General features: G+C 72.9%; 22 protein-coding genes and 1 riboswitch. Of the genes, 18 read left to right on the top strand and 4 right to left on the bottom strand.

Annotated elements, in window-relative coordinates:
* Positions 1 to 77: 77 nt before the first annotated feature.
* The 11 genes from BM076_RS08720 to BM076_RS08670 all read left to right on the top strand — a co-directional run bounded on the left by BM076_RS08720 (position 78) and on the right by BM076_RS08670 (position 10,566).
* The gene (locus tag BM076_RS08720) at positions 78 to 1,277 is read left to right on the top strand and encodes an ROK family transcriptional regulator (RefSeq protein WP_093712850.1); all 1,200 of its coding nucleotides are present in this window, start codon (positions 78 to 80) and stop codon (positions 1,275 to 1,277) included.
* A 219-nt stretch (positions 1,278 to 1,496) separates the two neighbouring features.
* Positions 1,497 to 1,627: riboswitch (FMN riboswitch) on the top strand.
* 150 nt (positions 1,628 to 1,777) lie between these two features.
* Positions 1,778 to 2,908 carry a bifunctional diaminohydroxyphosphoribosylaminopyrimidine deaminase/5-amino-6-(5-phosphoribosylamino)uracil reductase RibD gene (gene ribD / locus BM076_RS08715; RefSeq protein ID WP_093712849.1) on the top strand — a complete coding sequence of 377 codons (1,131 nt, stop codon included), beginning with the start codon at positions 1,778 to 1,780 and terminating at the stop codon, positions 2,906 to 2,908.
* A 1-nt stretch (position 2,909) separates the two neighbouring features.
* Positions 2,910 to 3,530, top strand: a complete 621-nt coding sequence (locus tag BM076_RS08710) for a riboflavin synthase (RefSeq protein WP_093712848.1) — start codon at positions 2,910 to 2,912, stop codon at positions 3,528 to 3,530.
* The gene (locus BM076_RS08705) at positions 3,527 to 4,210 is read left to right on the top strand and encodes a nicotinamide mononucleotide transporter family protein (RefSeq protein ID WP_093712847.1); all 684 of its coding nucleotides are present in this window, start codon (positions 3,527 to 3,529) and stop codon (positions 4,208 to 4,210) included. The genes BM076_RS08710 and BM076_RS08705 overlap by 4 nt, the downstream gene beginning before the upstream one ends.
* Positions 4,207 to 5,499, top strand: a complete 1,293-nt coding sequence (locus BM076_RS08700; RefSeq protein WP_093712846.1) for a bifunctional 3,4-dihydroxy-2-butanone-4-phosphate synthase/GTP cyclohydrolase II — start codon at positions 4,207 to 4,209, stop codon at positions 5,497 to 5,499. The genes BM076_RS08705 and BM076_RS08700 overlap by 4 nt, the downstream gene beginning before the upstream one ends.
* Before the next feature lie 64 nt (positions 5,500 to 5,563).
* A complete protein-coding gene (gene ribH, locus BM076_RS08695) occupies positions 5,564 to 6,049 on the top strand; it encodes a 6,7-dimethyl-8-ribityllumazine synthase (RefSeq protein ID WP_093712845.1) in 486 nt (161 codons plus the stop codon).
* Positions 6,050 to 6,083: 34 nt separating this feature from the next.
* Positions 6,084 to 6,356, top strand: coding sequence for a phosphoribosyl-ATP diphosphatase (locus BM076_RS08690; protein WP_093712844.1), 273 nt, complete (start codon positions 6,084 to 6,086; stop codon positions 6,354 to 6,356).
* Positions 6,357 to 6,477: 121 nt separating this feature from the next.
* Positions 6,478 to 7,326 carry an ATP phosphoribosyltransferase gene (hisG, locus tag BM076_RS08685; RefSeq protein ID WP_093712843.1) on the top strand — a complete coding sequence of 283 codons (849 nt, stop codon included), beginning with the start codon at positions 6,478 to 6,480 and terminating at the stop codon, positions 7,324 to 7,326.
* The gene (locus BM076_RS08680) at positions 7,323 to 7,820 is read left to right on the top strand and encodes a PH domain-containing protein (RefSeq protein WP_245795869.1); all 498 of its coding nucleotides are present in this window, start codon (positions 7,323 to 7,325) and stop codon (positions 7,818 to 7,820) included. Before hisG ends, BM076_RS08680 begins: the two co-directional genes overlap by 4 nt.
* 269 nt (positions 7,821 to 8,089) lie before the next feature.
* Positions 8,090 to 9,430 (top strand): hemolysin family protein, encoded by a 1,341-nt coding sequence (locus BM076_RS08675; RefSeq protein ID WP_093712842.1) that lies wholly within the window; start codon positions 8,090 to 8,092, stop codon positions 9,428 to 9,430.
* Positions 9,430 to 10,566: a hemolysin family protein gene (locus tag BM076_RS08670; RefSeq protein ID WP_093712841.1), complete on the top strand. Its 1,137-nt coding sequence runs from the start codon at positions 9,430 to 9,432 to the stop codon at positions 10,564 to 10,566. Before BM076_RS08675 ends, BM076_RS08670 begins: the two co-directional genes overlap by 1 nt.
* A 36-nt stretch (positions 10,567 to 10,602) precedes the next feature.
* On the opposite strand, the gene BM076_RS08665 is transcribed toward BM076_RS08670, so the two are convergent.
* Together BM076_RS08665 and BM076_RS08660 are read right to left on the bottom strand one after the other, a co-directional pair.
* Positions 10,603 to 12,495 carry an AAA family ATPase gene (locus BM076_RS08665; protein WP_093712840.1) on the bottom strand — a complete coding sequence of 631 codons (1,893 nt, stop codon included), beginning with the start codon at positions 12,493 to 12,495 and terminating at the stop codon, positions 10,603 to 10,605.
* 471 nt (positions 12,496 to 12,966) lie between these two features.
* Positions 12,967 to 13,566 carry a uridine kinase family protein gene (locus BM076_RS08660; RefSeq protein ID WP_407640637.1) on the bottom strand — a complete coding sequence of 200 codons (600 nt, stop codon included), beginning with the start codon at positions 13,564 to 13,566 and terminating at the stop codon, positions 12,967 to 12,969.
* Positions 13,567 to 13,641: 75 nt separating this feature from the next.
* On the opposite strand from BM076_RS08660, the gene BM076_RS08655 reads away from it, so the two are divergent.
* The 6 genes from BM076_RS08655 (at position 13,642) to BM076_RS08630 (ending at position 22,664) form a co-directional block, all read left to right on the top strand.
* Positions 13,642 to 14,775, top strand: a complete 1,134-nt coding sequence (locus BM076_RS08655) for a M24 family metallopeptidase (protein WP_245795868.1) — start codon at positions 13,642 to 13,644, stop codon at positions 14,773 to 14,775.
* A gap of 148 nt (positions 14,776 to 14,923) precedes the next feature.
* Positions 14,924 to 16,336 carry a C39 family peptidase gene (locus tag BM076_RS08650; RefSeq protein ID WP_093712838.1) on the top strand — a complete coding sequence of 471 codons (1,413 nt, stop codon included), beginning with the start codon at positions 14,924 to 14,926 and terminating at the stop codon, positions 16,334 to 16,336.
* Between the two features lie 184 nt (positions 16,337 to 16,520).
* The gene (locus BM076_RS08645; protein WP_093712837.1) at positions 16,521 to 17,765 is read left to right on the top strand and encodes a chitinase; all 1,245 of its coding nucleotides are present in this window, start codon (positions 16,521 to 16,523) and stop codon (positions 17,763 to 17,765) included.
* A 322-nt stretch (positions 17,766 to 18,087) separates the two neighbouring features.
* Positions 18,088 to 18,912 (top strand): SAM-dependent methyltransferase, encoded by an 825-nt coding sequence (locus BM076_RS08640; RefSeq protein ID WP_093712836.1) that lies wholly within the window; start codon positions 18,088 to 18,090, stop codon positions 18,910 to 18,912.
* Positions 18,909 to 21,086 carry a putative bifunctional diguanylate cyclase/phosphodiesterase gene (locus tag BM076_RS08635; RefSeq protein WP_407640636.1) on the top strand — a complete coding sequence of 726 codons (2,178 nt, stop codon included), beginning with the start codon at positions 18,909 to 18,911 and terminating at the stop codon, positions 21,084 to 21,086. The genes BM076_RS08640 and BM076_RS08635 overlap by 4 nt, the downstream gene beginning before the upstream one ends.
* A gap of 321 nt (positions 21,087 to 21,407) precedes the next feature.
* Positions 21,408 to 22,664, top strand: a complete 1,257-nt coding sequence (locus BM076_RS08630; protein WP_093712835.1) for an SLC13 family permease — start codon at positions 21,408 to 21,410, stop codon at positions 22,662 to 22,664.
* Positions 22,665 to 22,700: 36 nt separating this feature from the next.
* Here BM076_RS08630 and BM076_RS08625 read toward each other — a convergent pair whose 3' ends face one another.
* A complete protein-coding gene (locus BM076_RS08625) occupies positions 22,701 to 24,353 on the bottom strand; it encodes a serine/threonine-protein kinase (RefSeq protein ID WP_093712834.1) in 1,653 nt (550 codons plus the stop codon).
* Positions 24,354 to 24,647: 294 nt separating this feature from the next.
* Between BM076_RS08625 and BM076_RS08620 the strand changes: the two genes are divergently transcribed.
* A complete protein-coding gene (locus tag BM076_RS08620) occupies positions 24,648 to 25,823 on the top strand; it encodes an acyl-CoA dehydrogenase family protein (RefSeq protein ID WP_093712833.1) in 1,176 nt (391 codons plus the stop codon).
* Positions 25,824 to 25,950: 127 nt separating this feature from the next.
* Here the strand turns inward: BM076_RS08620 and BM076_RS08615 are convergent, their stop codons facing one another.
* The gene (locus tag BM076_RS08615; protein ID WP_093712832.1) at positions 25,951 to 26,388 is read right to left on the bottom strand and encodes a hypothetical protein; all 438 of its coding nucleotides are present in this window, start codon (positions 26,386 to 26,388) and stop codon (positions 25,951 to 25,953) included.
* Positions 26,389 to 26,699: the final 311 nt, after the last annotated feature.

Here is a 26,699-nt window from a genome sequence, read left to right as displayed (position 1 = left end):
CCGCCCCGGACGCGCCCGACCACGCCGAGGCCGTACGGCGTACGGGCCCGCCGGCCCGGTCTGGAAGGATCCACCGCATGACCGTCACCCGCGCGCTCCCGGGCCGCAACGCGTCACCGCGCACCGCACGCGCCATCAACGACCGGCTCGCCCTGCGCCTGCTCCAGCAGGAAGGGCCGCTCACCGCAGGGCAGTTGAAGGAACTCACCGGGATGTCCCGGCCGAGCGTCGCCGATCTCGTCGAACGGCTCCAGGACTCCGGGCTGATCGAGGTGGTCGGCGAGGCGGGCGAGGCCAGACGCGGGCCCAACGCCCGGGTGTACGGCATCGTCGCCGACCGCGCGTACGTCGCCGGGCTCGATATCCGCATCGAGCGCATCGCGGTGGAGATCGCCGACCTGCTCGGCCGTACCGTCGCCCGTGCCGAACTGCCGGTGCCGGACGGCGCCGACCCGGCGCGGATCGTCGAGGACGGCCTGGAACTGCTGCGCGGCGCCGTCCGCGGCGCGGGCGCCACGGCGCTGCACACCGTGGCCGTCGGCGCGCCCGGACTCGTCGATCCCGGCACCGGGCGGCTGCGCGCCTCCGACGCGCTGCCCGCCTGGCACGGCCACCTCGTCGACGAGGTGCGCTCCCGGCTCGCGGTGCCCGTCCTGCTGGAGAACGAGGTCAATCTCGCCGCGGTCGCCGAGCAGCGGGTCGGGGCCGCACGGCACGACGACACCTTCGTGCTGCTCTGGATCGGGGGCGGGGTCGGCGCCGCCGTGGTGCTCGACGGCCGCCTGCGGCGCGGGGCCTCCGGCGGTGCGGGCGAGGTCGGCTTCCTGCCGCGGCTCGGCACGCCTGAGCTGCCGACCGCCACCGACTGCGACAACGGATACCACGGGCTGGTCGGCAGCCGCGCGCTGTGCGTGCTCGCGCGCGAGCACGGGGTCGCTTTCGACGGGGGTGACGACGCCGACGGCGCCGCCGCCGCGGTGCGGGCCGCGCTCGCCGCCGGGGCGGACGGTTTTCTCGCCGAACTGGCCACCCGGATCGCGGCCGGGGCCGCCGCGATCTGCGCCGTGCTCGATCCCGGGCAGATCGTGCTCGCCGGGGAGGTCGGGCGGGCCGGGGGCGCGGCCCTCGCCGAGCTCGTCGCCGAGCGGCTCGGGCGGATCTCGCCGCTGCCGACCCTGGTACGGGCCAGCGCCGTCCCCGGCGGCGCGGTCCTGCGCGGCGCCGTCCTCACGGCGACGGACGCCGCCCAGGACGCGGTGTTCGCTCCCGCGGGGTGACCCCGGCGCCCCGCGCCTGCGGCGCGGGTTTTTTTCCACCCGCACCACCCGTGCGAGTTTGATTCCGGGTGCGGGCCTCCTCGTGGGTGTGCCGCGCCGTCGGCGGCCGTCCCTCCGACACCGGCGGGGCAAACCGCGCTCCGGTGTGAGGCAGCGCACAGAAGTGGCCTGGAACCGCCGGGTGCGGGCGTGGCACACTTGACCTCGTACCAGTGACGTTTGCGCACTCCGGGGTCGGTGTAATTCCGAACCGGCGGTTACAGTCCGCGACCCGTCCGCAGCCAGCGGCCGGTTGACCAGGTGAAATTCCTGGACCGACGGTGAAAGTCCGGATGGGAGGCAGTGCGCGGCGGGCGTTCACTCGGGTACGCCGCCGTCAGCGGCCGTGCGCACTCCGCGCGCGAGGTCCGCGAACCGGTCACCGGCGTACACGACTGTGCGGCTTTCCCGCTCTGCATCCCACGCCCCGGAGTCCGTGCCCGAAGAGGCAGGAGGACCCGGTGGCCACCGCCACGGAAACCGACGCGATGCGACGCGCTGTCGCGCTGTCCGGCCGTGCCCTCGGCGACACCGCCCCCAATCCGGTCGTCGGCTGTGTGATCCTCGATGCCGAAGGCGTCCGCGTCGGCGAGGGCTGGCACCAGCGGGCCGGCGGCCCGCACGCCGAGGTGCACGCGCTCTTCGCCGCCGGGGAGCGGGCCAGGGGCGGCACCGCCCTGGTGACGCTGGAGCCCTGCAACCACACCGGCAGGACCGGCCCCTGCGCCCAGGCACTGATCGAGGCCGGAATCGCCCGCGTCGTCTACGCCGTCGCCGACCCCAACCCGTCCGCCTCCGGCGGCGCCGCCACGCTGCGCGCCGCGGGCGTCGACGTCGAGGGCGGCCTGCTGCGGGCCGAGGCCGAGGCCGTGAACATCGCCTGGCTCACCTCCGTACGCCTCGGCCGCCCGTATGTGCGCTGGAAGTACGCCGCCACCCTGGACGGCCGGATCGCCGCCGCCGACGGCACCAGCCGCTGGATCAGCTCCGCCGACTCCCGCGCCGATGTGCACCGGCTGCGCGCGGAGTCCGACGCGGTCGTGGTCGGCTCCGGCACCCTGCGGGCCGACGACCCGCACCTGGCGGTCCGCGGCATCGACGGGGTCACCCAGCCGCTGCGCGTCGTGGTCGACACCCATGCCCGCACCACCGTGGACGCCCGCGTCCTGGACGACGCGGCGCCGACCCTGATCGCCGTCGGCAAGGACGCCGACACCGCGCACCTGCCGGACGTCGATGTCGTACGGCTGCCGTACGCGACGGGCGGTCCGGACACCGACGGCCGGCGCGAGCGCGCCGGACTCGACGTGACCGCGCTGCTCGCCGAACTGCACGGCCGCGGGGTGCGCTCGGTCCTGCTGGAGGGCGGGCCGACGCTGGCCGGGGCCTTCGTCGCCGCCGGAGCCGTCGACACCGTCACCGCCTACCTCGCCCCCGTCCTTCTCGGCGCCGGCCCCCACGCACTGGCCGACGCCGGAATCAGCACCCTCGCGCAGGCGTTGCGGCTCGACGTGACCGACGTCGCCCGCCTCGGGCCCGACCTGCGCGTCACCGCCGTACCCGCCGTCCCCCACCCCACGCAGGAGAGCTGAAGTGTTCACCGGAATCGTCGAAGAACTGGGTGAGATCACCGGCGTCGAGGACCAGGGCGACGCCAGCCGCTTCCGGGTCCGCGGGCCCGTGGTGACCGAGGGCGCCAAGCACGGCGACTCGATCGCCGTCAACGGTGTCTGCCTGACGGTGGTGGAATTCGGCGACGGCGAGTTCACCGCCGATGTGATGGCCGAGACGCTCAACCGCTCCAGCCTCGGCGCCCTCGGTCCCGGCTCGCGGGTCAACCTGGAGCGCCCGATGGCGCTCGGCGGACGGCTCGGCGGCCACCTCGTGCAGGGCCACGTGGACGGCACCGGAGTGGTCGTCGAGCGCAAGCCCGCCGAGCACTGGGAGATCGTCAAGATCTCGCTGCCCGCCGACCTGACCCGCTACGTGGTCGAGAAGGGCTCCATCACCGTCGACGGCATCAGCCTGACCGTGGTGGACGCCGGCGCCGACTACTTCACCGTCAGCCTCATCCCGACCACCCTCGCGCTGACCACCCTGGGCATCAAGCAGCCCGGCGACCCGGTCAACCTCGAAGTCGACGTGATCGCCAAGTACGTCGAGCGGATGCTCGGCGAGCGGGCCGCCGCGCCGGATCCGGGGGCCACCGCATGAGCGCCCTGCACTGGCTGAACAGTGAGGCGTTCACCGCCTTCGACCAGCACGTCATGTGGTCGGACATGATCGGCAATCTGCTGGGCCTCGGCGCGCTCGCCCTCGGCTGGCGGCGCGCGATGCTCACCTGGCCGGTCCAACTGCTGTCCGGCGCCGTCCTGGTGGCCGCCTTCTGGGCGGCGCACCTCGGCGGCGGCGTCGGCAAGCAGTTCGTGGTGATCACCGTCGCCGTCTGGGGCTGGTACCAGTGGCGGCGCGGCCGGGACGGCACCGGACGGCTCGCGATCCGCTTCGCCACCTGGAAGGAACGCGCGCTTCTCGTCGTCGCCACGGGCCTCGGCACCGTCGCCGTGGCCTCGCTCTTCCTGGCCTACCCGTCGCTGTCCTGGAACCCCTGGCCGGACGCGTACATCTTCGTCGGCACGCTGGCGGCGATGGTCGCGCAGGCCCGCGGCTGGGTCGAGTTCTGGTTCGCCTGGCTGGCCGTGGACGCCGTCGGCGTGCCGCTGAACTTCCACAGCGGGCTGCCGTTCTCCGGCCTCGTCTACATCATCTACTTCTTCCTCGTGATCGTCGGGATGTACGCCTGGTGGCAGCAGACCAGGACCGCCCCGAGCACCTCGGACACGCCGCAGACCACCTCGCCGAGCACCACCGCCCCGGAGGGAGTGACGGCATGAACGCCGTGACCGCACTGCACAACGACTGGTACGACGACGGCGATCTGGTCCTCGACCCGGTCGAACGCGCCATCGCCGACATCGCCGCCGGACGCCCGGTCGTGGTGGTCGACGACGAGAACCGGGAGAACGAGGGCGACCTGATCGTCGCCGCCGAGAAGATCACCCCCGAGATCGTCGCCTTCATGATGAGCGAGTGCCGCGGCCTGATCTGCGTGCCCATGGAGGGCTCCGCGCTCGACCGGCTCGACCTGCCGCAGATGGTCGACGCCAACACCGAGTCCATGCGCACCGCCTTCACCGTCTCGGTGGACGCCGGCGCCGAGCACGGCGTCAGCACCGGCATCTCCGCCGCCGACCGGGCCACCACCATCCGGCTGCTCGCCGAACCCACCGCGGCGGCCACCGACTTCGTCCGGCCCGGCCATGTCTTCCCGCTGCGCGCCAGGGTCGGCGGCGTCCTCGTCCGCAACGGTCACACCGAGGCCGGCATCGACCTGGCCCGGCTCGCCGGACTGCGGCCCGCCGCCGCGATCGTCGAGATCGCCCTGGAGGACGGCACCATGGCCCGGCTGCCGCAGCTGGTGCCCTTCGCCCGCAAGCACGGCCTGACGATCATCTCCATCGAGGACCTGATCGCCTACCGCCGCTCCTCCGAGCCCACCGTCCGCCGCGAGGCCGAGACGACCCTGCCGACCGCCTTCGGCGACTTCCGGGCCTTCGGCTACCGCTCCACCACCGACGGCGTGGAGCACATCGCGCTGGTCGCGGGCGACATCGGCGACGGGACGGACGTCCTGGTCCGGGTGCACTCCGAGTGCCTGACCGGTGACGTCTTCGGCTCGCAGCGCTGCGACTGCGGCCCGCAGTTGCAGACCGCGCTGCGCAGGGTCGCCGAGGAGGGCCGCGGCGTGGTGCTGTACCTGCGCGGCCACGAGGGCCGCGGCATCGGCCTGCTGTCCAAGCTGCGCGCCTACGAACTCCAGGAGCGCGGCCGGGACACCCTGGACGCCAACCTCGAACTCGGGCTGCCCGCCGACGCCCGCGACTACGGCGCCGCCGCGCAGATCCTGGCCGACCTCGGGGTCCGTTCCCTGCGGCTGATGACCAACAACCCCGCCAAGACCGGCGCGCTGGTGCGGCACGGACTCGACGTGCTGGGCCGGGAACCGATGCCGGTCGCCGCGGGGGAGCACAATCTGCGGTATCTGCGCACCAAGCGGGACCGGATGGGCCACGACCTGCCCTGGCTCGACGCGGGCCAGAGCACCACCTGCGCCAACCAGTAGCACCGACCAAGCACCAAGCACCTAGCACTGAGCACCGAGCAAGCACCAAGCACCGAGGAGAGAAGTGAGCGGTAAGGGCGCCCCCGAGCTGACCGTGAAGAACTGCGGCGACCTGCGTGTCGCCGTGATCGCGGCGCAGTGGCACACCCAGGTGATGGACGGCCTCGTCGACGGGGCCGTACGTGCCCTGCACGACCTCGGCATCGAGGAGCCGACGCTGCTGCGCGTGCCCGGCAGCTTCGAACTGCCGGTGGTCGCCAAGGTGCTGGCGGGCCGCGGCTACGACGCGATCGTCGCGCTCGGCGTGATCATCCGCGGCGGCACCCCGCACTTCGAGTACGTCTCGCAGGGCGTCACCGCCGGCCTGACCCAGGTCGCGGTGGAGAGCGGCGTGCCCGTCGGCTTCGGCATCCTCACCTGCGACACCGAGGAGCAGGCGCTGGACCGGGCGGGACTGCCCGGCTCGAACGAGGACAAGGGGCACGAAGCGGTCACCGCGGCCGTCGCCACCGCCACCATCCTGCGCTCGGTCTCCGAACCCTGGCGCTGAGCAGGCGGCGGTTCCCCGTAGGCTAGGCATCACCATGGCCAACAAGACATTCGAGGAACTCTTCACCGAGCTCCGGCACAAGGCCGCCACCGGCGACCCCAGCACGTCCCGCACCGCCGAGCTGGTCGGCAAGGGTGTTCACGCGATCGGCAAGAAGGTCGTCGAGGAGGCGGCCGAGGTGTGGATGGCCGCCGAGTACGAGGGCGCCGACGCCACCGCCGAGGAGATCTCCCAACTGCTGTACCACGTTCAGGTGATGATGGTCGCCCGGGGGATCTCCCTGGACGACGTCTACGCCCATCTCTGAGCCGTACGGCCCCTCGGGGCTCCGCGAGGCCGGAGCCCCGGGCGTTTCCCCGCCACCTGTACGACCACGCAGACACCCGAAACGTCAGACTCCAGACTCCCCAGACAAGGAAGCCGTCCTCATGCTGCGCATCGCCGTCCCCAACAAGGGCTCACTGTCCGGACCCGCGGCGGCCATGCTCCATGAGGCCGGCTACCGCCAGCGCAAGGAGTCCAAGGAACTCGTCCTCGTCGACAGCGCCAATGACGTGGAGTTCTTCTACCTGCGCCCGCGCGACATCGCGATCTACGTCAGCTCGGGCCGCCTCGACATCGGCATCACCGGCCGTGACCTGCTGCTGGACTCCGGCGCCAGCGCCGAGGAGATCCTGCAGCTCGGCTTCGCCCGCTCCACCTTCCGCTACGCCGCCGAGCCCGGCACCGCCGAGAGCGTCCAGGACCTGAACGGGAAGACGGTGGCGACCTCGTACGAGGGCGTCGTCGAGAAGCACCTGGCGGACAACGGCATCGAGGCCGCCGTCGTCCACCTCGACGGAGCCGTCGAGACCGCCATCCAGCTCGGTGTCGCGCACGCCATCGCCGATGTGGTGGAGACCGGCACTTCGCTGCGCAACGCCGGTCTCGAGACCTTCGGCGAGCCGATCATGGAGTCCGAGGCGGTGGTGGTCCGGCGGACCGGGGCTCCTGCCGACGACCCCAAGGTGCAGCAGTTCCTGCGCCGCCTGCAGGGCGTCCTGGTCGCCCGGCGCTACGTGATGATGGACTACGACATCCGCGTCGAGCAGGTCGAGAAGGCCGTCGCCCTCACCCCCGGCCTGGAGTCGCCCACCGTCTCGCCGCTGCACCACGAGGGCTGGGTCGCGGTCCGCGCCATGGTCCCGACCAGCGACGCGCAGCGGATCATGGACGAGCTGTACGACCTCGGCGCCCGCGCGATCCTGACCACCGGCATCCACGCCGCACGCCTGTGACCGGCACCGGGGAAGGGGTCCGGGACGCACTGGCCGGACTGCCGCGTACGTTCCGGCCGGTGCTCACCCGGGTGGTGCTGCTGACGCTGGGCGTCGCGCTGATGGTGGCGCTCACGATCGTCGCGCTGCTGATGCCGCACGACGGCGCGAGCCCGTGGAGCACCGGCGACCGGGCCACGGTGATCGTGCTCGGCGTGCTGATCGCCGCGACGCTCGCGCTGCTCAGCCGCCCCAAGGTGGTGGTGGCCGCCGAGGGGATCACCGTGGTGAATCTCACGGTGAAGCGGCAGCTGGCCTGGGCCGAGGTGCTGCGGGTCAATCTGCGGCCCGGCGACGCCTGGGTCCACCTGGACCTCGCCGACGGCACGACGCTCGCCGCGATGGGCATCCAGCCCGGAATCGCCAAGCAGCAGGCGCTCGGTGACGCCCGGCTGCTGCGCTCGCTGGTGGAGACGCTCGGCGAGGCCCACGGCGCCGCGGCGGCCGACCACTGACCCCGCCGTCCCCGTACGGCCCCTTCCGGGCCCCGCGCCGGCCGTAAGGACCGGCCGCGGGACCGGAACCGGCGGCCGCCGTCCTTCGCCCGCGCCGCGCCAATGGCTACTCTGGGGACGAACGGCGCCCACCGCGCTCGCCCCGCACCGCTGGTGCACCGCCCGCGGGGCCCCGACCAACCAAGGAGTGACACTCACACCCCGATGGACGAACCGTCCGGTAGTACCTGCGCCGCCCCTCCCACCCGGGAATCCGGAGCGGCGGCCTCATGAGCACCTCACTGCTGCTGCTCGCGGCAGCCCTCGTCCTGATCCTCGCCAACGGCTTCTTCGTCGCCGCCGAATTCGGCCTGGTGACCGTGGAACGGCCCGCGGCCGAACGCGCCGCGCAAGCCGGCGACCGGCGGGCCCGCAGCGTCGTCGCGGCCCTGCGCAAACTCTCCTTCCAGCTCTCCGGCACCCAGCTCGGCATCACCATCACCTCCCTGGTGGTCGGCATGCTCGCCGAGCCGGCGCTCGCCGACCTGCTCACCGACCCGCTCGCCTCGGTCGGCGTCCCGGACGGCGCGGCACCCGGCATCGCCGTCGTCGTCGGCATGATGGTCGCCTCCGCCGTCCAGATGGTGATCGGCGAACTCGTCCCCAAGAACTGGGCGGTCTCCCGCCCGCTGGCCGTCGCCCGTGTGGTGGCCGGACCGCAGCGCGCCTTCTCCCGGGTCTTCCGGCCCGTCATCGAGGTGCTCAACGCGGCGGCCAACCGGCTGGTGCGGATGCTGGGCGTGGAGCCCGCCGACGAACTCGCCTCGGCCCGTACCCCCACGGAACTGGTCTCGCTCGCCCGGCACTCGGCCCAGGCCGGCGCCCTGGAGCAGGACACCGCCGACCTCTTCGTGCGCACCCTGTCGCTCGGCGACCTCATCGCGGAGAACGTGATGACGCCCCGGGTCCGGGTCAGCGCGCTGGAGGACACCGCGACCGCCGCCGACGTGCTCAATCTGACCCGGGCCACCGGCCTGTCCCGCTTCCCGGTCTACCGTGAGCGGCTCGACGACATCACCGGCATGGTCCATCTCAAGGACGCCCTCGCCGTCCCGGCCGACCAGCGCAACCGCACCCCCGCAGGGTCGATCGCGGTCGCCCCGCTGCTCGTCCCCGAGACGCTGCCGGGCCAGCAACTGCTGGAGATGCTGCGCAGCCAGCAGCCGATCGCGGTCGTCGTGGACGAGTACGGCGGCACCGCGGGGGTCGTGACCCTGGAGGACCTGGTCGAGGAACTGGTCGGCGAGGTGCGGGACGAGCACGACGCCGCCGACCTGCCGGAACTGGTGCAGGTGCAGACCGCGGAGGCGGGCGGACCCGCCTGGGACGCCGACGGCAGCTGCCGGATCGACACCCTGGCCAGGATCGGCCTGCACGCCCCCGAGGGCCCGTACGAGACCGTCGCCGGACTCGTCGCGGACCTGCTGGCCCGGATCCCGGAACCGGGGGACGAGGCCGAACTGCCCGGCTGGCGGCTGCTGGTCTGCGACGTGACCCACCACCGGGCCGAGCGGGTACGGATCGTGCCCGCCGCCGATGCCGGGGCCGTCGCGGGGGAGGCGAGCCGGTGATGAGCGCTCTCCAACTCCTCTTCGCCGTCCTGCTGGTGCTCGGCAACGGCTTCTTCGTCGGCGCCGAATTCGCCCTGGTCTCGGTCCGCCGCAGCCAGATCGAACCGCTCGCCGCCGAGCAGCGCAGGGCCCGTACGGTGCTGTACGGCCTGGAGCACCTGCCGCAGATGATGGCCGCCGCCCAATTCGGCATCACCGTCTGCTCGCTGACCCTGGGCGCGGTCGCCGAACCCACCGTCGCCCACCTGCTGGAGCCGGTCTTCGAGGCGGTGCACATCCCCGAGGACTTCGTGCACCCGATCGGCTACGCGCTCGCGCTGGCCGTCGTGGTCTTCCTGCACCTGGTGATCGGCGAGATGGTGCCGAAGAACCTGGCGATGGCGGCCCCGGAGAAGACCGCGCTGTGGCTCAGCCCCGGACTCGTCGGCTTCGCCCGGGTCTTCCGCCCGGTCATCTCGGTGCTCGGCACCTGCGCCCGGCTGATCCTGCGGGCCTTCGGCGTGGAGCCGAAGGACGAGGTGGACGCGGTGTTCACCAGTGCCGAGCTGACCGTGCTCGTCGAGGACGCCCGGCAGGCCGGGCTGCTCGACCACGACGAGCAGGAACGCCTTGAGGACGCGCTGGAGTTGGGCACCCGCCCGGTCACCGAGGTGCTGCTCACCCCGGCCGAACTGATCACCCTGGACCCGGCCGCGACCCCGCGGCAGGTCGAGGAGCTGACGGTGCGCACCGGGTATTCGCGGTTCCCGGTCGCGGACGCGGACGGCGCCTTCCTCGGCTATCTCCACGTCAAGGACGTCCTCGACGTCGACGACATGGACCGGCCGGTGCCGCCGCGGCTGTGGCGGCCGATCACCACGCTGCGGGCCGACCTGCCGCTGGACGACGCCCTCACCGCGATGCGGCGTGCCGCGTCGCATCTGGCGGCGGTGGCGGACGCCGCGGGGCGGCCGCTGGGGCTCGTCGCGCTGGAGGACGTGCTGGAGATGCTGGTCGGTGAGGTGCGGGACCCGGCGCACCGCTCCCCGCAGGAGCCCGCGGGTGCCGCGGGACCGGGCCCGGAGGTCCCGCACCCGCACGCGCACCCGCGGTCGCATCCGCGGTCGGCCGAGGGCTCCGGTGAACTCGTCCGGTAGCGCCCGCGCTTGAGCGGACGTCCGGCCCGGTCGGTGCTACTCGACCGGGTCGGACGGCGTCGCCCCCGGGCCGCGCCCGGACAGCACTTCCCCGTACGCCTGCATCAGGTCCGGCAGCCGCAGCGTCGCCAATTCGTCGCGGTTCGGTGTCGCCGGATACTCCGAAAGACGCAAGTCCCGGTAGGCGCAGCTCTTCTCGTACAGGGTGCGCAGCAGCCGGCCGTTGCCCAGCTCGTCGATCCAGCCCTGGTCGACGACGTGTCCGGCGATCGCCTTGAGTTCCTCGATGGATTCCTCGTCCCAGCGGTCGCCGTTCTCCGCCGCCAGGACCTCGCCGATCCGGGTGAGTTCGAGCGGCCGGTAGCTGGGGAAGTCCACGCGGGTGGTGAAGCGGGAACTGAGACCGGGGTTGGCGGCCAGCAGCCGGTCCATGCCCTCCGGGTAGCCCGCGAGGATCACCACCAGCCGGTCGCGGTTGTCCTCGGCGCGCTTGAGCAGCACCTGGAGCGCCTCGTCGCCGTACGCGTCGCCCTTGCTGTAGCCGGAGTTGGACAGCGCGTACGCCTCGTCCACGAACAGCACACCGCCGAGCGCCGAATCGATCAGCTCATTGGCCTTGACCGCGGTCTGGCCGAGGAATTCGCCGACCAGATCGGAGCGTTGGGCCTCCACCAGGTGATCGCCGCCGAGCAGCCCGAGCGCGTAGAAGACCCGGCCGAGGATCCGGGCGACGGTGGTCTTGCCGGTGCCGGAGGGGCCGGAGAAGACGAAGTGCCGCTTCGGGGGCTGCACCGGCAGCCCCTGTCCGGCCCGCAGCCGCGCCATCCGCAACTGCGCGGACAGCGCCTTCACCTGGCGCTTGACCGGCTCGAGGCCGACCATCCGGTCCAGCTCGGCCAGCGCCTGGGTGAGCAGTACGGGGTCGGAGCCGCCCATCGGGAGCTGCACCGGCAGCGGGCCGCCGAGCGGGGACGCGGAGCGGTCGCGTACGTCGTCCTCCAGTGCCCCGCCGGACAGCAGCGGGTCCTCCGGCTCCGGGCCGGGGACGCCGCCCTGACCGGGGTCGGACAGCAGCGCGGACTCCAGGTCGGCGCCGCCCTCGGGCATCACCTGCCCGGTCCCGGCCAGCGATACGGCGGCCAGGCCCGCGCCCTCGTCGAGGCCGTCGTCGGTCTCGTGTATCGCGGCCAGCCGGGCGGAGGTGTCCATGAAGGCGGGGTCGACCCGGTGCACGGCGCGGTAGAGGGGCACGGCCGCCGCGGTGCGCCCGGTGCCCTCGTAGGCGCGGGCCAGCCAGTAGCGCAGCTCCTTGCGCTGCGGCTGCTCGCTGCGGCAGCGCATCAGGGCCGCGGACAGCAGCGGTTCCGCCTGGCCGCACATCTCCAGACGGACCCGGGCCATACCGCCGAACAGCCCGGCCTCGATGCCGAGTACGGGATCGCCGAGCAGCGGTTCCGTGTGCCGGACCAGCCGCTCCCAGTCCTTGACCAGATACGCCCGGCAGGCGTGCAGGAAGCGGACCTGCGGATCGGTGTCGACCGGTGGACAGTCGGCCAACGCCCGGTCCAGCTCGGCGACATGGCGGCCGTCCAGCCAGTGCGAGGCGTGCGCGAGCAGCAGGTCGCGGCTGGTCTCCAGCACCGGTTGCACCCACCAGCCCAGCCAGTACCAGGAGTTGAGGGTCCTGCGGTGGGCGGCGCGCTGCTCGCCGAAGCGGTCGCGGTGCCGGTACATCTGGAGCAGTGCGGTGGCGGTGTCGGCGCGCAGCGCGTGCAGGCCGAGCCAGGCGTCGGCCATGCCGGGGTCGATCCGGACCGCGGTCCTGAACTCCTCCTCGGCCTGGACGTAGGCGCCCATCGTGTAGGCGTCGACGCCGCGCAGCCAGGCGAGATCGGCCGGGGCGCCCGGCCGCTCGGTGCCGAAGTCCATCAAGTCCCCACCAATCGTTCCCCCGCGCCGCACTGTCGCCCGCTGTCCCAACCCACAGGTGCCGGGCGGGAGTTGAGGCAGGCGACAGCCCACCCCCGGCCGCCGGTCCGCCCTTTTCGCATCGTACCCGCGATGTCGTGCGGGCCGTAGGGTGCCGTGACCTGCGGGGGGTGCGGGAATCGGGCGGAGCGTGCGGCGCGCGGCGCGGGCGGCGGCACGACACGCCCCCGACGTACGGCCGTCACGCGGTGACCGTGCGTGAGGGAAACGCCGTTCGGAGCGGCGGATTCCGGGCCGGGGACAGGACGGAGCCCCCGGTCACGGGGGAACAACCGGGGGCTCCGCGTCTACTGAACGGCCGTCTCCGACCGCTTGTTGAAAACGTAATTGCTGGATACCCGGCCGGTCAAGCGGAGTTGACGACCCCGCGCCGGCGCCCCGGAGCGGTGGCGGCACGCTGCCGCCGAGCCGTCACTCCCGGTGATCGCGGCCAGGGCCCGGGACCGCGAGACAGCCCCGCTCGTCCTCGGTCTGACGCAGCAGAAGGTCGGCGAAGGGGCGCGACGGGTCGTCCGCGAAATGGGCGTCCTCCGCCGCGGTCCAGCCGGTCCAGAAATGCGCCAGCTCCGGTCCGTCGCGCAGCAGTCCGCGCCGCCGCGCGACCTCCGGCGACACCTCCAGCCACAGCAGCAACGCCAGATACGGGCGCAGCGCGCGGCGGCCGCTGCCGACGCCCTCGATCAGTACCACCGGCGCCGGCGGGACCTCGCGCTCGCCCGCGAAGCGCCGCGCCGTCCAGTCGTACACCTGGTGCCGCGCGGCCTTCCCCTCCGCGAGCGGTGCCAGCACCTGCTCCGCGAGCCGTTCGGTCCACCCGAACGGCTCCTCGTGCGTCGCCAGGTCGTCGGTGTGCACGACGGGCGCCCCGCCCAGCTCCGCCGCCAGCCGCGCGGCAACGGTGCTCTTGCCGGCCCCCGCGTGGCCGTCCACGGCGATCAGCCGGGTCCGCCCGCGGGCGGGCACGGCCTCCCGGACGATCGCCCCGACCTGCCGCAACGTCATCGCGTCCATGCCTGCACTGTAGGGCGGTCGGCGGCGCGCAAATGAACAGGCAGCCGCCCCGGCCCGCGGGTTACCGTGGCAAGCGTGACCCACTCCGAGAGCAGCGCGGCGACGCTGTACACGTCCGAGCGCCTGACCAAGGCGCGTACCGAAGCCGCGGCGGCAGGCGTCCAGGCGCTGCTGGTGAGCCCCGGCCCGGATCTGCGGTATCTGACCGGGTACCAGGCGCTGCCGCTGGAGCGGCTGACCTGTCTCGTGGTGCCGGTGGAGGGCGACCCCTTCCTCGTGGTGCCGCGCCTCGAACAGCCCTCGGCGCAGGCGTCCCCGGCGGGCGGCCTCGGCATCGAGATCGTCGGCTTCGACGAGACCGACGACGCGTACGGGCTGATCGCCCGGCGGCTGCCCGCGGGCACCGCGCGCTTCGCCGTCGACGACCACATGTGGGCGCAGAAGCTGCTCGCCTTCCAGGCCGCGCTGCCGCGCGCCGAGGCGGTGCTGGCCGGCGACGTGCTCGCGGAACTGCGGATGCGCAAGACGCCGGCCGAGGTCGACGCGCTGCGCCGCGCGGGCGGCGCCATCGACCGGGTGCACCGCAGGATCGGCGAGTGGCTGCGGCCCGGCCGTACCGAGCGGGAGGTCGCCAAGGACATCGCGGACGCCATCGTCGAGGCGGGGCACGCCCGCATGGACTTCGTGATCGTCGGCTCCGGGCCGAACGGCGCGAGCCCGCACCACGAGGTGTCCGACCGGGTGATCAGGACCGGCGACCCGGTGGTGATCGACATCGGCGGCACCACCGCCGAGGGCTACTGCTCGGACTCCACCCGCACCTACGCCGTCGGCGAGCCGCCCGCCGCCTTCCGCGAGCTGTACGACGTGCTGCTGCGCGCCCAGACCGCGCAGACCGAGGCGGTGCGCCCCGGCATCACCGCGGAGGAACTGGACGCGGTCGGCCGCGACATCATCACCGACGCCGGATACGGCGACCACTTCATCCACCGCACCGGACACGGCATCGGGCTCGACACCCATGAGGAGCCGTACATCGTGGCGGGCAGCAAACGGCCGCTGGAGCCGGGAATGGCCTTCTCCGTCGAGCCGGGCATTTACCTGCCGGACACTTTCGGCGCGCGGATCGAGGATATCGCCGTGTGCACGGAAAGCGGCGGTGAGCGGCTCAATCTGACAGGGCGTGACCTGGTGGTTCTGCCCGGTTGACCGCCAGTGGTCCAGTCCAATATTCATCCCGGTGCGCGGCCGAAAACCCTGGTGGAAACGGGCGGTGAACGACGATAGTTGGGGCCACCTGTCATGCCCTGGCAAGGAGCGGGCAGGAATTCCCGATCACATCGAGGGGAACACCGCCATGACAAGACCCGCGCCCCGGCGTGCCGTACTGGCCGCCGCACTCGCGGCGGCCGCGGCCACCGCGACCGCGACCGCGCAGTCCGCCTCCGCCGCACCGGCCGCCCCCTCCGGTGCGGCCGGTCCCGATGCCGCCGCGCGGCACCACGCAGGCGGCGGCGCGTCCGACGAGGCCCCCGTCGACTACCACGGCTGGACCACGCTGCCGGACTGGCTGTTCGGCACCCATCACGGCACCCTGCCGCTGCCCGGCCGGCGGCCGGGCGTGGTGATCGGCCGGGCCACCGGCACGCTGGACTACACCGACCCGCACACCGGCACCACCGCCACCTGGGAGTCGGCCTCCTGGACCTCGCCGGTCCGCCGGGTGCCGCACCCGGCCAGCGAGCTGATCGCGTCCTGGAACGCGCACACCCCGGCCGGCACCTGGATCCAGGTCGAACTCCTCGGCACGTACACCGACGGCACCGCGACCCCGGCGTACATCATGGGCCGGTGGACCGCGGGCGACGGGCCCGAGGACATCCGCCGCACCTCGGTGGACGACCAGACCGACGGCAAGAGCAGCATCTGGACCGACACCTTCTCCATCGACGACACCACGGCCGGCCCGCTGCTGGCCTCGTACCGGCTGCGGCTGACGCTCTTCCGCAAGCCCGGCAGCCACGCCACCCCGACCGTGTGGCGGCTCGGCGCGATGGCGTCCAACATCCCGGACCGCTACACCGTCCCGGCCTCGGTGCCCGGCGTCGCCAAGGGCGTCGAACTGCCGGTGCCGCGCTACTCGCAGAACATCCACAAGGGCCAGTACCCGGAGTACGACAACGGCGGCGAGGCGTGGTGCAGCCCGACCTCCTCGACGATGGTCATCGAGTACTGGGGCCGCGGTCCGACCGCCGAGCAGATGTCCTGGGTGGACCCCTCCTACGCCGACCCGCAGGTCGACCAGGGCGCCCGGTACACCTACGACTACCAGTACGAGGGCTGCGGCAACTGGCCGTTCAACGCGGCGTACGCGGCCACGTACACCGACCTGCAGGGCGTGATCACCCGGCTGCACTCGCTCGACGACGTGGAGCGGCTGATCAAGGCCGGCATCCCGGTGATCACCTCGCAGTCCTTCCTGGCGAGCGAGCTGGACGGCGCCGGTTACGGCACCTCGGGCCACCTGATGTGCATCGCGGGCTTCACACCGGACGGCGACATCGTCGCCAACGACCCGGCCAGCTCCAGCGACGACGCGGTCCGCAACATCTACAAGCGGGCCCAGTTCGAAACCATTTGGCTGCGCACCAAGCGGATCAACGCCAGCGGCGGGGTGAGCAGCGGCACCGGCGGTGTCGCGTACGTCTACTTCCCGGCGCACCCGAGCCCGGGTCAGCGGCGCGCGCTGGCGGCCGTCGGGATCGTCTGAGTCCGGTCGGACCGGCCCTCGTCCGGGCCCCGTTCGCCGCTTTCGTGGGGGACGGGGCCCGGCCTGCGTGGTGTTGAGTGGTAGAGACCAATTCGTGGTTTAGTCCAAAGGTCTGGACCAACCATTGACGGGTTCCCGTCACGGCAGGATTCTGACTGCCACGTTCCCCCACAGGAGGTACGACGTGAACCGTCTCAAAGCAATCGGCTCCGGTGTCGCGGCCGCCGCCCTTGCCGTGGCCGGACTCGGCACCGCCGCCGTCCTCGGCACCGGACAGGCCAACGGGGCCACGGTCTCGGCCAACGCCCTGTCCAACAACTGGTACGCCGCCGCGCCGTACCTCATGCCCAACGACAACAACCCGCCGGACGCGACCGCCATCATGGACGCGACCGGTCTGAAGGCGTTCCAGCTCGCCTTCATCCTCGCCCCCAACGGCGGCGGCTGCAGCCCGACCTGGGACGGCACCAAGGCGGTTTCCTCCGACACCGCGGTGGCGAGCGTGATCTCCGCGATCAGGGCCAAGGGCGGCGACGTCTCGGTCTCCATCGGCGGCTACGGCGGCACCAAGCTCGGCCAGGCGTGTTCCGACGCGGCGTCCACCGCCGCCGCCTACCAGCAGGTCATCAACAAGTACCAGCTCAAGGCGATGGACTTCGACCTGGAGGAGCCGGAGTACGAGAACACCGCGGCCGTCGCGCACGAGATCGGCGCGGCCAAGATCCTCCAGCAGAACAACCCCGGCCTGTTCATCTCCGTGACCACCGCGGGCACCGCGGCCGGCACCGGCTGGTTCGGCCAGCAGATGCTCAACGAGGCCAAGTCGCAGGGCTTCACGCCCAACAACTTCTCCATCATGCCGTTCGACGGCGGCTTCAACGGTGCGGCCTCCCAGACCTCCGCGCTCACCGCCTTCAACGGCCTGCTGAAGACCACCTTCGGCTGGGACACCGCCACCGCGTACGCCCACGAGGGCTTCTCCGGCATGAACGGCCGCAGCGACAGCGGCGAGTACTTCTACCAGGCCGACTTCCAGACCGTCCTGGACTACGCCACCAGCCACGGCATGGGCCGCTTCACCTTCTGGTCGCTCAACCGCGACCGCCAGTGCAGCCCGCCCGACAACGGCACCACCTCGGGCGTGTGCAGCAGCGTGACGCAGAACGCCTGGGACTTCGCCAAGTACTCGGTGAAGTTCGCCGGTGCCACGCCGCCCACCAACCCGCCCACCACGCCGCCGACCACCCCGCCGACGACCCCGCCCGGCGGCACCTGCACGGTCGCCGAATGGAGCGCCTCCGCGGTCTACGTCGGCGGCAACGAGGTCGCCCACAAGAGCCACAAGTGGAAGGCCAAGTGGTGGACGCAGAACGAGGAGCCCGGCACCACCGGTGAGTGGGGCGTGTGGCAGGACGAGGGCGCCTGCTGACCGACGGCGCCTGGTGATCCGACGGCCCCCGCCGTCGGACGGCCCGCTTCCGGTCCGTCCAGGCTGTCCGAAAACTATCGCGGGTCCGCTGCCTTCCCCGGCAGCGGACCCGCGCTGGTGTGTGCGCGAGTCCGCATCTGCGCGTACTCGCATATGCACATGCCGGTGTTTGTTGACCGAAAACGGACCCTCGATCCCCGGTCGCGTGTTTCACTCCGAACACGTGATCAGTAGCCTCACAGGGTAGACAGGCGTGTGCCGAGCCGGCTGAACCCCCGCGTGCGACGCGCCCGTTGAGCCCGAAGACCTGGAGACAGCAACCGTGACCGACCGTCCTTCCTGGGCCCCGCAGGGAATCGACCTGACGGTGCCCAGCGTGTCCCGGATCTACGACTACTTCCTCGGCGGCTCGCACAACTTCGAGGTGGACCGGGAAGCGGCACGGCTGGTCATCCGGGCCATGCCGGGGGTGACCAAGATCAGCCAGGCCAACCGCGCGGTCATGCACCGCGCCGTGCGCTTCGCGATGGACCGCGGCATCGACCAGTTCCTCGACATCGGCTCCGGCATCCCCACCTTCGGAAACGTGCACGAGGTCGTGCACCGCACCAATCCCGGCGCCCACGTCGTCTACGTCGACAACGACCCGGTCGCCGTCGCCCACAGCCGCGCCGTCCTCAACGAGGCCGGGAACACCGACAAGGCGGCCATCGCCGCCGCCGACCTCCGCGACCCGCGGACCGTACTGGACAACCCCGAGGTCAAGCGGCTGCTCGACTTCGACCGCCCCGTCGCGCTGCTGCTGGTCGCGGTCCTCCACCTGCTGTCCGACGCCGACAAGCCGCGCGAGGTCGTCGCCGCCCTGCGCGACGTGCTCGCCCCCGGCAGCGTCCTGGTCGTCACGCACGCCACCTTGCAGTTCGGACCCACCCCGTCCGCGCAGCGCGGTGTGCAGGAGGTCTACCAGCGCACCACCACGCCGCTGATCATGCGCACCAAAGAAGAGGTGGAACTCTTCTTCGACGGCTTCGAGCTGGTCGAACCCGGCGTCGTGCCGCTGCCGCACTGGCGCCCCGAGGTCCCGCTCAGCGACGACGACGACCCCGCGGTGCTGCACGGCCTCGCCGGTGTGGGGCTGAAGGCGTGACCGCCGGGCCTGCCGCGGCCGTCAGCGGGGGAGACGAGGTGCCCCGGGGGCGCCCCGGCGACAAGCTGCGCAGGTTCGCCGCGATCTGGGCGCGCGCGATCTACCCGCTCACCGCCACCTCGATGAGCCGCGCCGAATTCGAGGACTATCTGCTGCCGCTGACCCGGGTCCTCGGCGACACCCTCAAGGCCCGGCCCTTCGACCCGCGCCCGGCCTCCGAGGTCGGCACCGCGCTGGTCGCCGCGCACTGCACCGACCCCGAGGCGCTGCCCAGCATCCTCGGCGTCATCGACGCCTACCTCGTGCTGTACTGCCCGCCGGGGCCCGGCCTGGACAACGACGAGTGCCGGGTCCGCTGCTCGCGCCTCCAGCACGCCGTGGCCGTCGGCTTCTCCCGCGCGCTGCGCGAACGCACCCTGCGCGAACAGGAGTCGATCATCCGGGCCGCGCTGGAGGCGCAGAACGACGCCGAAGGCGCGCTCGCCGCCAGCGAGGCCCGCTTCCGCGCGGTCTTCGAGGGCGCGGCCGTCGGCATCGGCATCGCCGACCTCGACGGCCAGGTCCTGGAGGTCAACGAGGCGATGACCCGGATGTTCGGCAGCGAGTCGCTGGCCATGCGGCGCAATGTCACCGAATGGGTCAAGAGCGCCGACACCAACTGCGCCCGCGGCCTCAACGGCGAACTGGTGCGCGGCGAACGCGACCGCTACGACGTCGAGCGCGCCTACCAGCGGGTCGACGGCAGCATGCTGTGGGCCAACGTACGGGCCTCCCTGCTGCGCGACGCCGCCGGCCGCCCGCAGTACCAGCTCGCGCTGATCGAGGACGTCACCGAGCGGCGCGGACTGCTGCGCAGGCTCCGCCACCAGGCCACCCATGACGCGCTCACCGGGCTGCCCAACCGCGCCCTGTTCTTCGAACGCCTCGACGCGGCCCTCGCCGACGACACCCCGACCCGCCGGATCGGCGTGTGCTACCTGGACCTCGACGGCTTCAAGGCCGTCAACGACAGCCTCGGCCACGCGGTGGGCGACCAACTGCTGGTGGCCGTCGCCGAGCGCCTCCAGACCTGCGTCACCTCGCCCGACCAGCTCGTGGCCAGGATCGGCGGCGACGAATTCGTCGCGCTGCACACCGACCCGAAGGCCCCGGCCGACGTCACCGCGCTCGCCGAACGCATCCTGGACGCGCTGTCCGCCCCCTTCCCGCTGGTCGGACGCGAACTGACCGTGCACGGCAGCATCGGCATCGTGCACGGCCCCGTCGAGTCGCGGATCGCCGCCGACGTCCTGCGCAGCGCCGACATCACCATGTACCGGGCCAAGGAACAGGGCGGCAACCGGTACGAGGTCGCCGACCCGGTCGCCGACGCCCGCGCCATCACCCGGCACGGGCTCACCAATCAGCTGCCGAGCGCGCTGGAGCACGACGAGTTCTTCATCGAGTACCAGCCGCTGGTCGGACTGGACGACGGCACCGTGCACGGCGCGGAGGCGTTGGTCCGCTGGTGCCACCCCACGCACGGCATACTCGGGCCCGACCAGTTCATCCCGCTCGCCGAGAGCACCGGCCACATCGTCGGACTCGGCCGCTGGGTCCTGGAACGGGCCGCCCGGCAGGCGTACGTGTGGCAGACCGAGCACCTCGGCAGTGGGCCGCCGCCGCGTGTGAACGTCAATCTCTCGCCGATCCAGCTGCAGCACCCCGAACTCGTCCACGAGGTCGCCCGGGTCCTGGAGGACACCGGGCTCAGCCCGGCCTCGCTCTGCCTCGAAGTCACCGAGAGCGCGCTCATCGGCGCCGACGAGGACACGCTCAAGCCGCTGCGGCAGATCGCGGACCTCGGGGTGAGCATCGCCCTGGACGACTTCGGTACCGGCTACTCCAACCTCTCCTCACTGCGCTGGCTGCCGGTGAGCGTGCTCAAGCTCGACCGGTCCTTCACCCACGGGATGCGCGGGCACGCCGCCGATCCCGTCGACCTCAAGATCGTCGGCGGCATCGTCTCCCTCGCCCACGCCCTCGGTCTCACGGTCACCGTCGAGGGCGTCGAGACCCGCACCCAGGCCGACCACCTCCGCGCCCTCGGCTGCGACACCGGCCAAGGCTGGTACTACGCCCGCCCCGGCCCCCCGGACCGCCTCCACACCTTGCGTCTCGCCGACGCCGGCTAATTGGTCTGCACCTCTGCGGAGGAGGGATGCCCCGTCAGGGGCGCGGCCCCTGTACCCGCGCGTGCGGAAGACGTGCCCCTTTAGGGGCGCGGGGAACTGCGCGCCCAGCCCCCACCGGCCCGGTGGTCGCGAAAACAACAGCGTCTGCCCCGCTGGGGGCGGTTTGTCAGCAGCAGCCCCGCGCGGGCTGAGCGCGCAGTTCCCCGCGCCCCTGAGGGTGGACGTCGTCCACTTGCGGGTCCGGGGCGGTGCCCCGGTGGGGAAAGGTGGCGTCAGGCGTGGTCAAATCGTAAAAAGCAACGTCACACGAGTGGAGCCGCACTGAACAGCGCCGTCGCGGAGACACTCTCGGTCGCCGCCCTCCTCGCAACCCTCGGCTTCGCCGTGCTGCGGCCCCGCGGCTGGCCGGAAGCCGCGGCCGCCGTACCCGCGGCAGGACTGCTGATCGCGGTGGGCGCCGTCGACCCGGCGCCGGCCTGGCACGAGGTCCGGGAGCTGCTCCCGGTCGTCGGCTTCCTGGCCGCCGTGCTGGTCCTGGCGGAGCTGTGCGCGGACGACGGTCTGTTCACCGCCGCGGGCGACGCGGTCGCGCGAGCCTGCCGGGGCGAGCCGCAGCGGCTGCTCGCCGGGGTGTTCGCGGTCGCCGCGCTGGTCACCGCGGTGCTGAGCCTGGACGCCACCGTCGTCCTGCTCACCCCGGTGATCATCGCGACCGCCGCCCGCGCGGGCGCGAAGGCCCGCCCGCATCTGTACGCCACCGCGCACCTGGCGAATTCGGGCTCCCTGCTGCTGCCGGTGTCCAACCTCACCAATCTGCTGGCGTTCACCGCCGCCGGAGTGTCCTTCACCCGCTTCGCCGCGCTGATGGCGCTGCCGTGGCTGCTGTCCGTCGGCATCGAATACGCCGTCTTCCGCCGCTACTTCGCCGCCGACCTCGCCGTCCGCGAGCACCCGCCGGAGGCGAACGAACCGCCGTCCGTACCGGTGTTCACGCTCGTCGTGCTCGGCCTGACCCTGATCGGCTTCGCCGTCACCTCGCTCGGCGGCGTCAATCCGGCGTGGGCGGCGCTCGCCGGGGCGCTGGTGCTGGGCGTACGGGCGCTGCGCCGCCGGCGGGCGACGGTCCGCGGGCTGGTCGCGGCGGCCGGACCGCTGTTCTGCCTGTTCGTGCTCGCCCTCGGCGTCGTGGTCAAGGCCGTCGTCGACAACGGCCTGTCGGACGCCGCCGACCATGTGCTGCCGGATGGCGACGGCCTGATTGCGCTGCTCGGCGTGGCCGCCCTCTCCGCCGTACTGGCCAATCTGATCAACAATCTGCCCGCCGTCCTCGCGCTGCTCCCACTGGCCGAGACGGGCGGCGCGGGTCCTGTCCTCGCCGTACTGATCGGCGTCAACCTCGGCCCCAACCTCACCTACGCCGGTTCGCTCGCGACCCTGCTGTGGCGGCGGGTGCTGCACGACCACGGCACCGACGCCTCGCTGCGCACCTTCACCCGGCTCGGCCTGCTCACCGTGCCGCCGACGCTCATCGCCTCCACCGTCGCCCTGTGGGCGGGCCTGCGCGTCACCGGCGGCTGACCCCGCCCATCCCGTCCAGGCCGTACGCCCGGCGCCTCAGCCCTGCTTGGTGAGCGTGCTCGGGGCGCCCACGGCCTGCGGGCCCGGGTCCAGGTGCAGGGTGCGCGTGTCCGTCATCGACACGGTGTACGCGTGCCCCGTACGGCAGGTCAGCGGGGAACTCCGGTCGGTGGGCCGCGCCGAGGTGACCCGCAGCAGCACGGTGTTGCCCTGCACCTGCGACAGCTGCAGCGCCTCCGTGCAGCCCAGTTCGCTGCCGCTCGCCGTACCGCGGATGTTGCTGACGTCCTGACCGATGGTGTCGCCGCGCACACCCGCGTGCAGGGTGAGGGTGACCTTGAAATCGTCCGACGGCAGCTCGCCGTTCGGATCGCCGGGCCCCGTACCGGCCCAGGTGCCGACCCACGCGGCAGGCAGCGCGTCCGACGGCGCGGTGGCGCTCGTACTCGTCCCCGTACTGCCGCTGGGGTCGGGATTCTTGGCGTTGTCGTCGGAGCCGCGCTGCTGGTCGACGATGATCCCGATCACCACCAGCAGCGCCACCACGGCGGCGACGGCCAGGGCCACCCGGCCGCCCGGACGCCTACCGGGCGTGCGCGGCGGATTCCAGGGCGCGGACGGCGGCACCGGCGCCGAGGGGCCCGAGACCGGTCCCGGCACCGGCCGTTGCAGATAGGCGGCATGCGGGGGAGCGGTGGTGCCGCCCGGCAGCGACCCGGTCCCCGCCGCGGTCAGCGGCGCGGTGGGCGCGTACGGCGAAGGCCCGGCGACGGCCGTCGGGTCCGCGAGCAGCGTACGGACCCGGGCCTGCCGGGCACTCAGCTCGTCGGCGAGACCGGGCGGCAGGGCGTCGCGCCAGCCGCCCGCCCGGTGGCCGTCGGCGGCCAGCAGCGCCAGAGCACCGTCGGCGGTGGGGCGCTCCTCCGGCTCCTTGACCAGGCAGGCCCGCACCAGCGGCCCGACCGCTTCCGGCAGCCCGCTCAGATCCGCGTCCTCGTGCACGATCCGGTACATCAGCGCGGGCGTGGACGGTTCCTCGCCCGGCTTGCTGAACGGGCCGTGCCCGGTCGCCGCGTAGACCAGCACCGCGGCCAGCGCGAACAGGTCGCCGGGCTCGGCGGAGGCGCCCGCGGTGGCCTGCTCGGGCGCCATGTAGCCGGGGGAGCCGATCACCCCGCCGGTCCTGGTGTGCCGGGAGTCCTCCGCGGCCCGCGCGATGCCGAAGTCGATCAGCAGCGGCCGGTCCGGGCCGAGCAGGACGTTCGACGGCTTCACGTCACGGTGCGCGAGCCCCGCGGTGTGCACCGCGCGCAGCGCCTCGCACAGTTCTGCGGCCAGCGACATCAGCGCCGCCTCCGGCAGCGGCCCGTGCGCGGCGACCCAGTCGGCCAGCGACGGCGCGGCCACGTACTCGGTGGCCAGCCACGGCGGCCGGGTGCCCGGCGGGCTGAAGTCCACCACCGCGACCGTCCACGGCGAGCGCACCCGGTCCGCGTGCCGGATCTCCCGCGCGAACCGTTCGCCGAAGCCCGGGTCGAGTCCGAACTCCGACCGTACGGTCTTCAGCGCGAGCGCCCGTCCGGCCGGCGTACGCGCCAGGTAGACCTGTCCCATTCCCCCCGCGCCGAGCCGCGCGAACAGCGGATACCCGCCGACCGTCCGCGGATCCGTGGCGTCCAAGCTCTCCATGGGCAGCAGCGTAGGGCCGGCCGCGGGCGCGCGGGTGCGTGATCGTACTCATACGCCGACCGCCGCCGTACTCAGCCGCGCCGCACGCACCGCACACGCCCCACGCACCGCGTACGTCGCTGCGCACCCGTGACGTGACGCGTCCGATCAGGCATACTCCAACGCGCCAGAACCGCTGATCACACCGCGCCGAGACCCGGCAGGGGACCATCGGTTCATGGGCACTGCCCACCGACGGCGCCGCCACACCCACGGCGTGCCGCCGACGCCCCCGACAGGGAGGAGTGTGCCGCGATGCCGCAGCACGGCCCACAGCCGGTTGTCCGCCACCTGCCCACGCAAGAGGCCAGGGACTTGCTCGCGCTCACCCGCGACCTTGCCCAGCGCGAGATCGCGCCCGCGGCCGGCGCGGAGGAGGACGCGGGGACCTTCCCGCGCGAGACCTTCGCCCTGATCGGTGAGGCCGGCCTGCTCGGCCTGCCGTACGCGGAGGAGTACGGCGGCGGGGGACAGCCGTACGAGGTGTATCTCCAGGTGCTGGAGGAACTGGCCGCCGCCCGCCTGACCATCGGCCTCGGCGTCAGTGTCCACACCCTCGCCAGCCACGCGCTCGCGCACTTCGGCACCAAGGAACAGCGCGCCGAACACCTGCCCGCCATGCTCGGCGGCGGCATGCTCGGCGCCTACTGCCTGTCGGAACCCGCCTCGGGCTCCGACGCCGCGAATCTGCGCACCCGCGCCGTGCGCGACGGCGACACCTGGACGATCGACGGCACCAAGGCGTGGATCACGCACGGCGGCCACGCCGACTTCTACACCGTGCTGGCCCGCAGCGGCGGCGAGGGGGCGCGCGGCATCTCCGCGTATCTGGTGCCGGGCGACGCGCCGGGGCTGAGCGCCGCCGCGCCCGAGCGGAAGATGGGCATGAAGGGCTCGCCGACCGCACAGCTGCACTTCGACGGCGTCACCGTCCCGGACGCCCGGCGGATCGGGGACGAGGGCCAGGGCTTCACCATCGCGCTCGCCGCGCTGGACGCCGGGCGGCTCGGCATCGCCGCGTGCGCGATCGGCGTGGCCCAGGCCGCGCTGGACGCCGGGGTCGCGTACGTGCGGGAGCGGCGGCAGTTCGGCCGGCCGCTGGCGGACTTCCAGGGCCTGCGCTTCATGATCGCCGACATGGCGACCAGGATCGAGGCCGGCCGCGCCCTGTACCTGGCCGCGGCCAGGACCCGGGACGCGGGCGAGGACTTCTCCCGGCAGGCGGCGATGGCCAAGCTGTTCTGCACCGACGCCGCGATGCAGGTCACCACGGACGCGGTCCAACTCCTGGGCGGATACGGCTACACGGCGGACTTCCCCGTCGAGCGGTACATGCGCGAGGCGAAGGTGCTGCAGATTGTGGAGGGCACCAACCAGATCCAGCGCATGGTGATCGCGCGCCATGTGGCGGGTCCGGAGTCCCGGGGCTGACCCGTATCCGGGTCCGCGGGCGCCGGCCGGGCGCCGGGCAGGGCGGGGCGGCCGGAGGACGACGGGGGAGTGCTGTTCGGGGGGCGCGGCGCACGCGCCCCGCGAAAGTCCGCGGCAGCGGGCGGCGTCAGGCCGCGCGCGGCGTGGGGAAGGGGCGCGAGCCCGGTCCGCCGACGTGCGAGAACGGCTGGGTGCGCCAGTCCAGGGTGTCGGGGAGGGCGAGCAGGCCCAGCTCCTGCGGGACGGCGAGGCCGTCCACGCCGGCCGGACGTGCCTCGGTCATCGGACGGCCGGAGCCGGCACAGACGGTCAGGCCGAACGGATTCCACGGCGTGGGGCACAGGGCGTGCACCGGCAGCCGGTCCTCGTCGCTGAAGACGGCGATGGGCCGGGCGCAGGCGGGGCAGTCCACCCGCACCATGTCCAGCTCGTCCTCGAACGTGTCCTCCGCCTCATCGGTGTCCGGCAGCCCCGGCAGCAGCGCGAGCGCGACGTCGCGTTCGTGCCCCTCCTCGGGCGCCGGCTGATTCCGCTCATTGCGGTTGTGGCGCACATGGTTACGCATAATCGCGTCTCCCCCATCGGACGACAGTGCCCTCGATCGGGCCGGGCCCGGCATCAATCCCGCGGCCATAGCGAGCACTTCCCGCCGCGCTACGCGGGTAATCACGCCATGGATGTCATAAGGATGCATCGTGAGTGTGGCCTTCGTCACACTCGGCCGGGAGGTGGTCCGTGCGCCCTCGCCGTGCCCCCGCGCTCCCCTCGTGCCCCCGCGCGGCGCCTTGCGGCCGGTGCCGCGCCCTGTCACGGCTGCGGATAAGGTGCGGACGGGCGCGGCCGGCCGGTGCGGCGCCGACGGGCAAGCGGATCGGC

The organism is Actinacidiphila alni (assembly GCF_900112845.1).
Lineage (GTDB): Bacteria > Actinomycetota > Actinomycetes > Streptomycetales > Streptomycetaceae > Actinacidiphila > Actinacidiphila alni.
The sequence above is the reverse complement of the archived record's forward strand: the minus strand, read 5'-3'. Positions and strand labels throughout refer to the sequence as shown.

Bases quoted from the DNA above. Each gene is read 5' to 3' on its own strand.
- BM076_RS08720 (WP_093712850.1), top strand. From the start codon at position 78: ATGACCGTCACCCGCGCGCTCCCGGGCCGCAACGCGTCACCGCGCACC.
- BM076_RS08705 (WP_093712847.1), top strand. From the start codon at position 3,527: ATGAGCGCCCTGCACTGGCTGAACAGTGAGGCGTTCACCGCCTTCGAC.
- BM076_RS08700 (WP_093712846.1), top strand. From the start codon at position 4,207: ATGAACGCCGTGACCGCACTGCACAACGACTGGTACGACGACGGCGAT.
- BM076_RS08690 (WP_093712844.1), top strand. From the start codon at position 6,084: ATGGCCAACAAGACATTCGAGGAACTCTTCACCGAGCTCCGGCACAAG.
- hisG (WP_093712843.1), top strand. From the start codon at position 6,478: ATGCTGCGCATCGCCGTCCCCAACAAGGGCTCACTGTCCGGACCCGCG.
- BM076_RS08675 (WP_093712842.1), top strand. From the start codon at position 8,090: ATGAGCACCTCACTGCTGCTGCTCGCGGCAGCCCTCGTCCTGATCCTC.
- BM076_RS08670 (WP_093712841.1), top strand. From the start codon at position 9,430: ATGAGCGCTCTCCAACTCCTCTTCGCCGTCCTGCTGGTGCTCGGCAAC.
- BM076_RS08665 (WP_093712840.1), bottom strand. From the start codon at position 12,495: ATGGACTTCGGCACCGAGCGGCCGGGCGCCCCGGCCGATCTCGCCTGG.
- BM076_RS08660 (WP_407640637.1), bottom strand. From the start codon at position 13,566: ATGGACGCGATGACGTTGCGGCAGGTCGGGGCGATCGTCCGGGAGGCC.
- BM076_RS08650 (WP_093712838.1), top strand. From the start codon at position 14,924: ATGACAAGACCCGCGCCCCGGCGTGCCGTACTGGCCGCCGCACTCGCG.
- BM076_RS08625 (WP_093712834.1), bottom strand. From the start codon at position 24,353: ATGGAGAGCTTGGACGCCACGGATCCGCGGACGGTCGGCGGGTATCCG.
- BM076_RS08620 (WP_093712833.1), top strand. From the start codon at position 24,648: ATGCCGCAGCACGGCCCACAGCCGGTTGTCCGCCACCTGCCCACGCAA.
- BM076_RS08615 (WP_093712832.1), bottom strand. From the start codon at position 26,388: ATGCGTAACCATGTGCGCCACAACCGCAATGAGCGGAATCAGCCGGCG.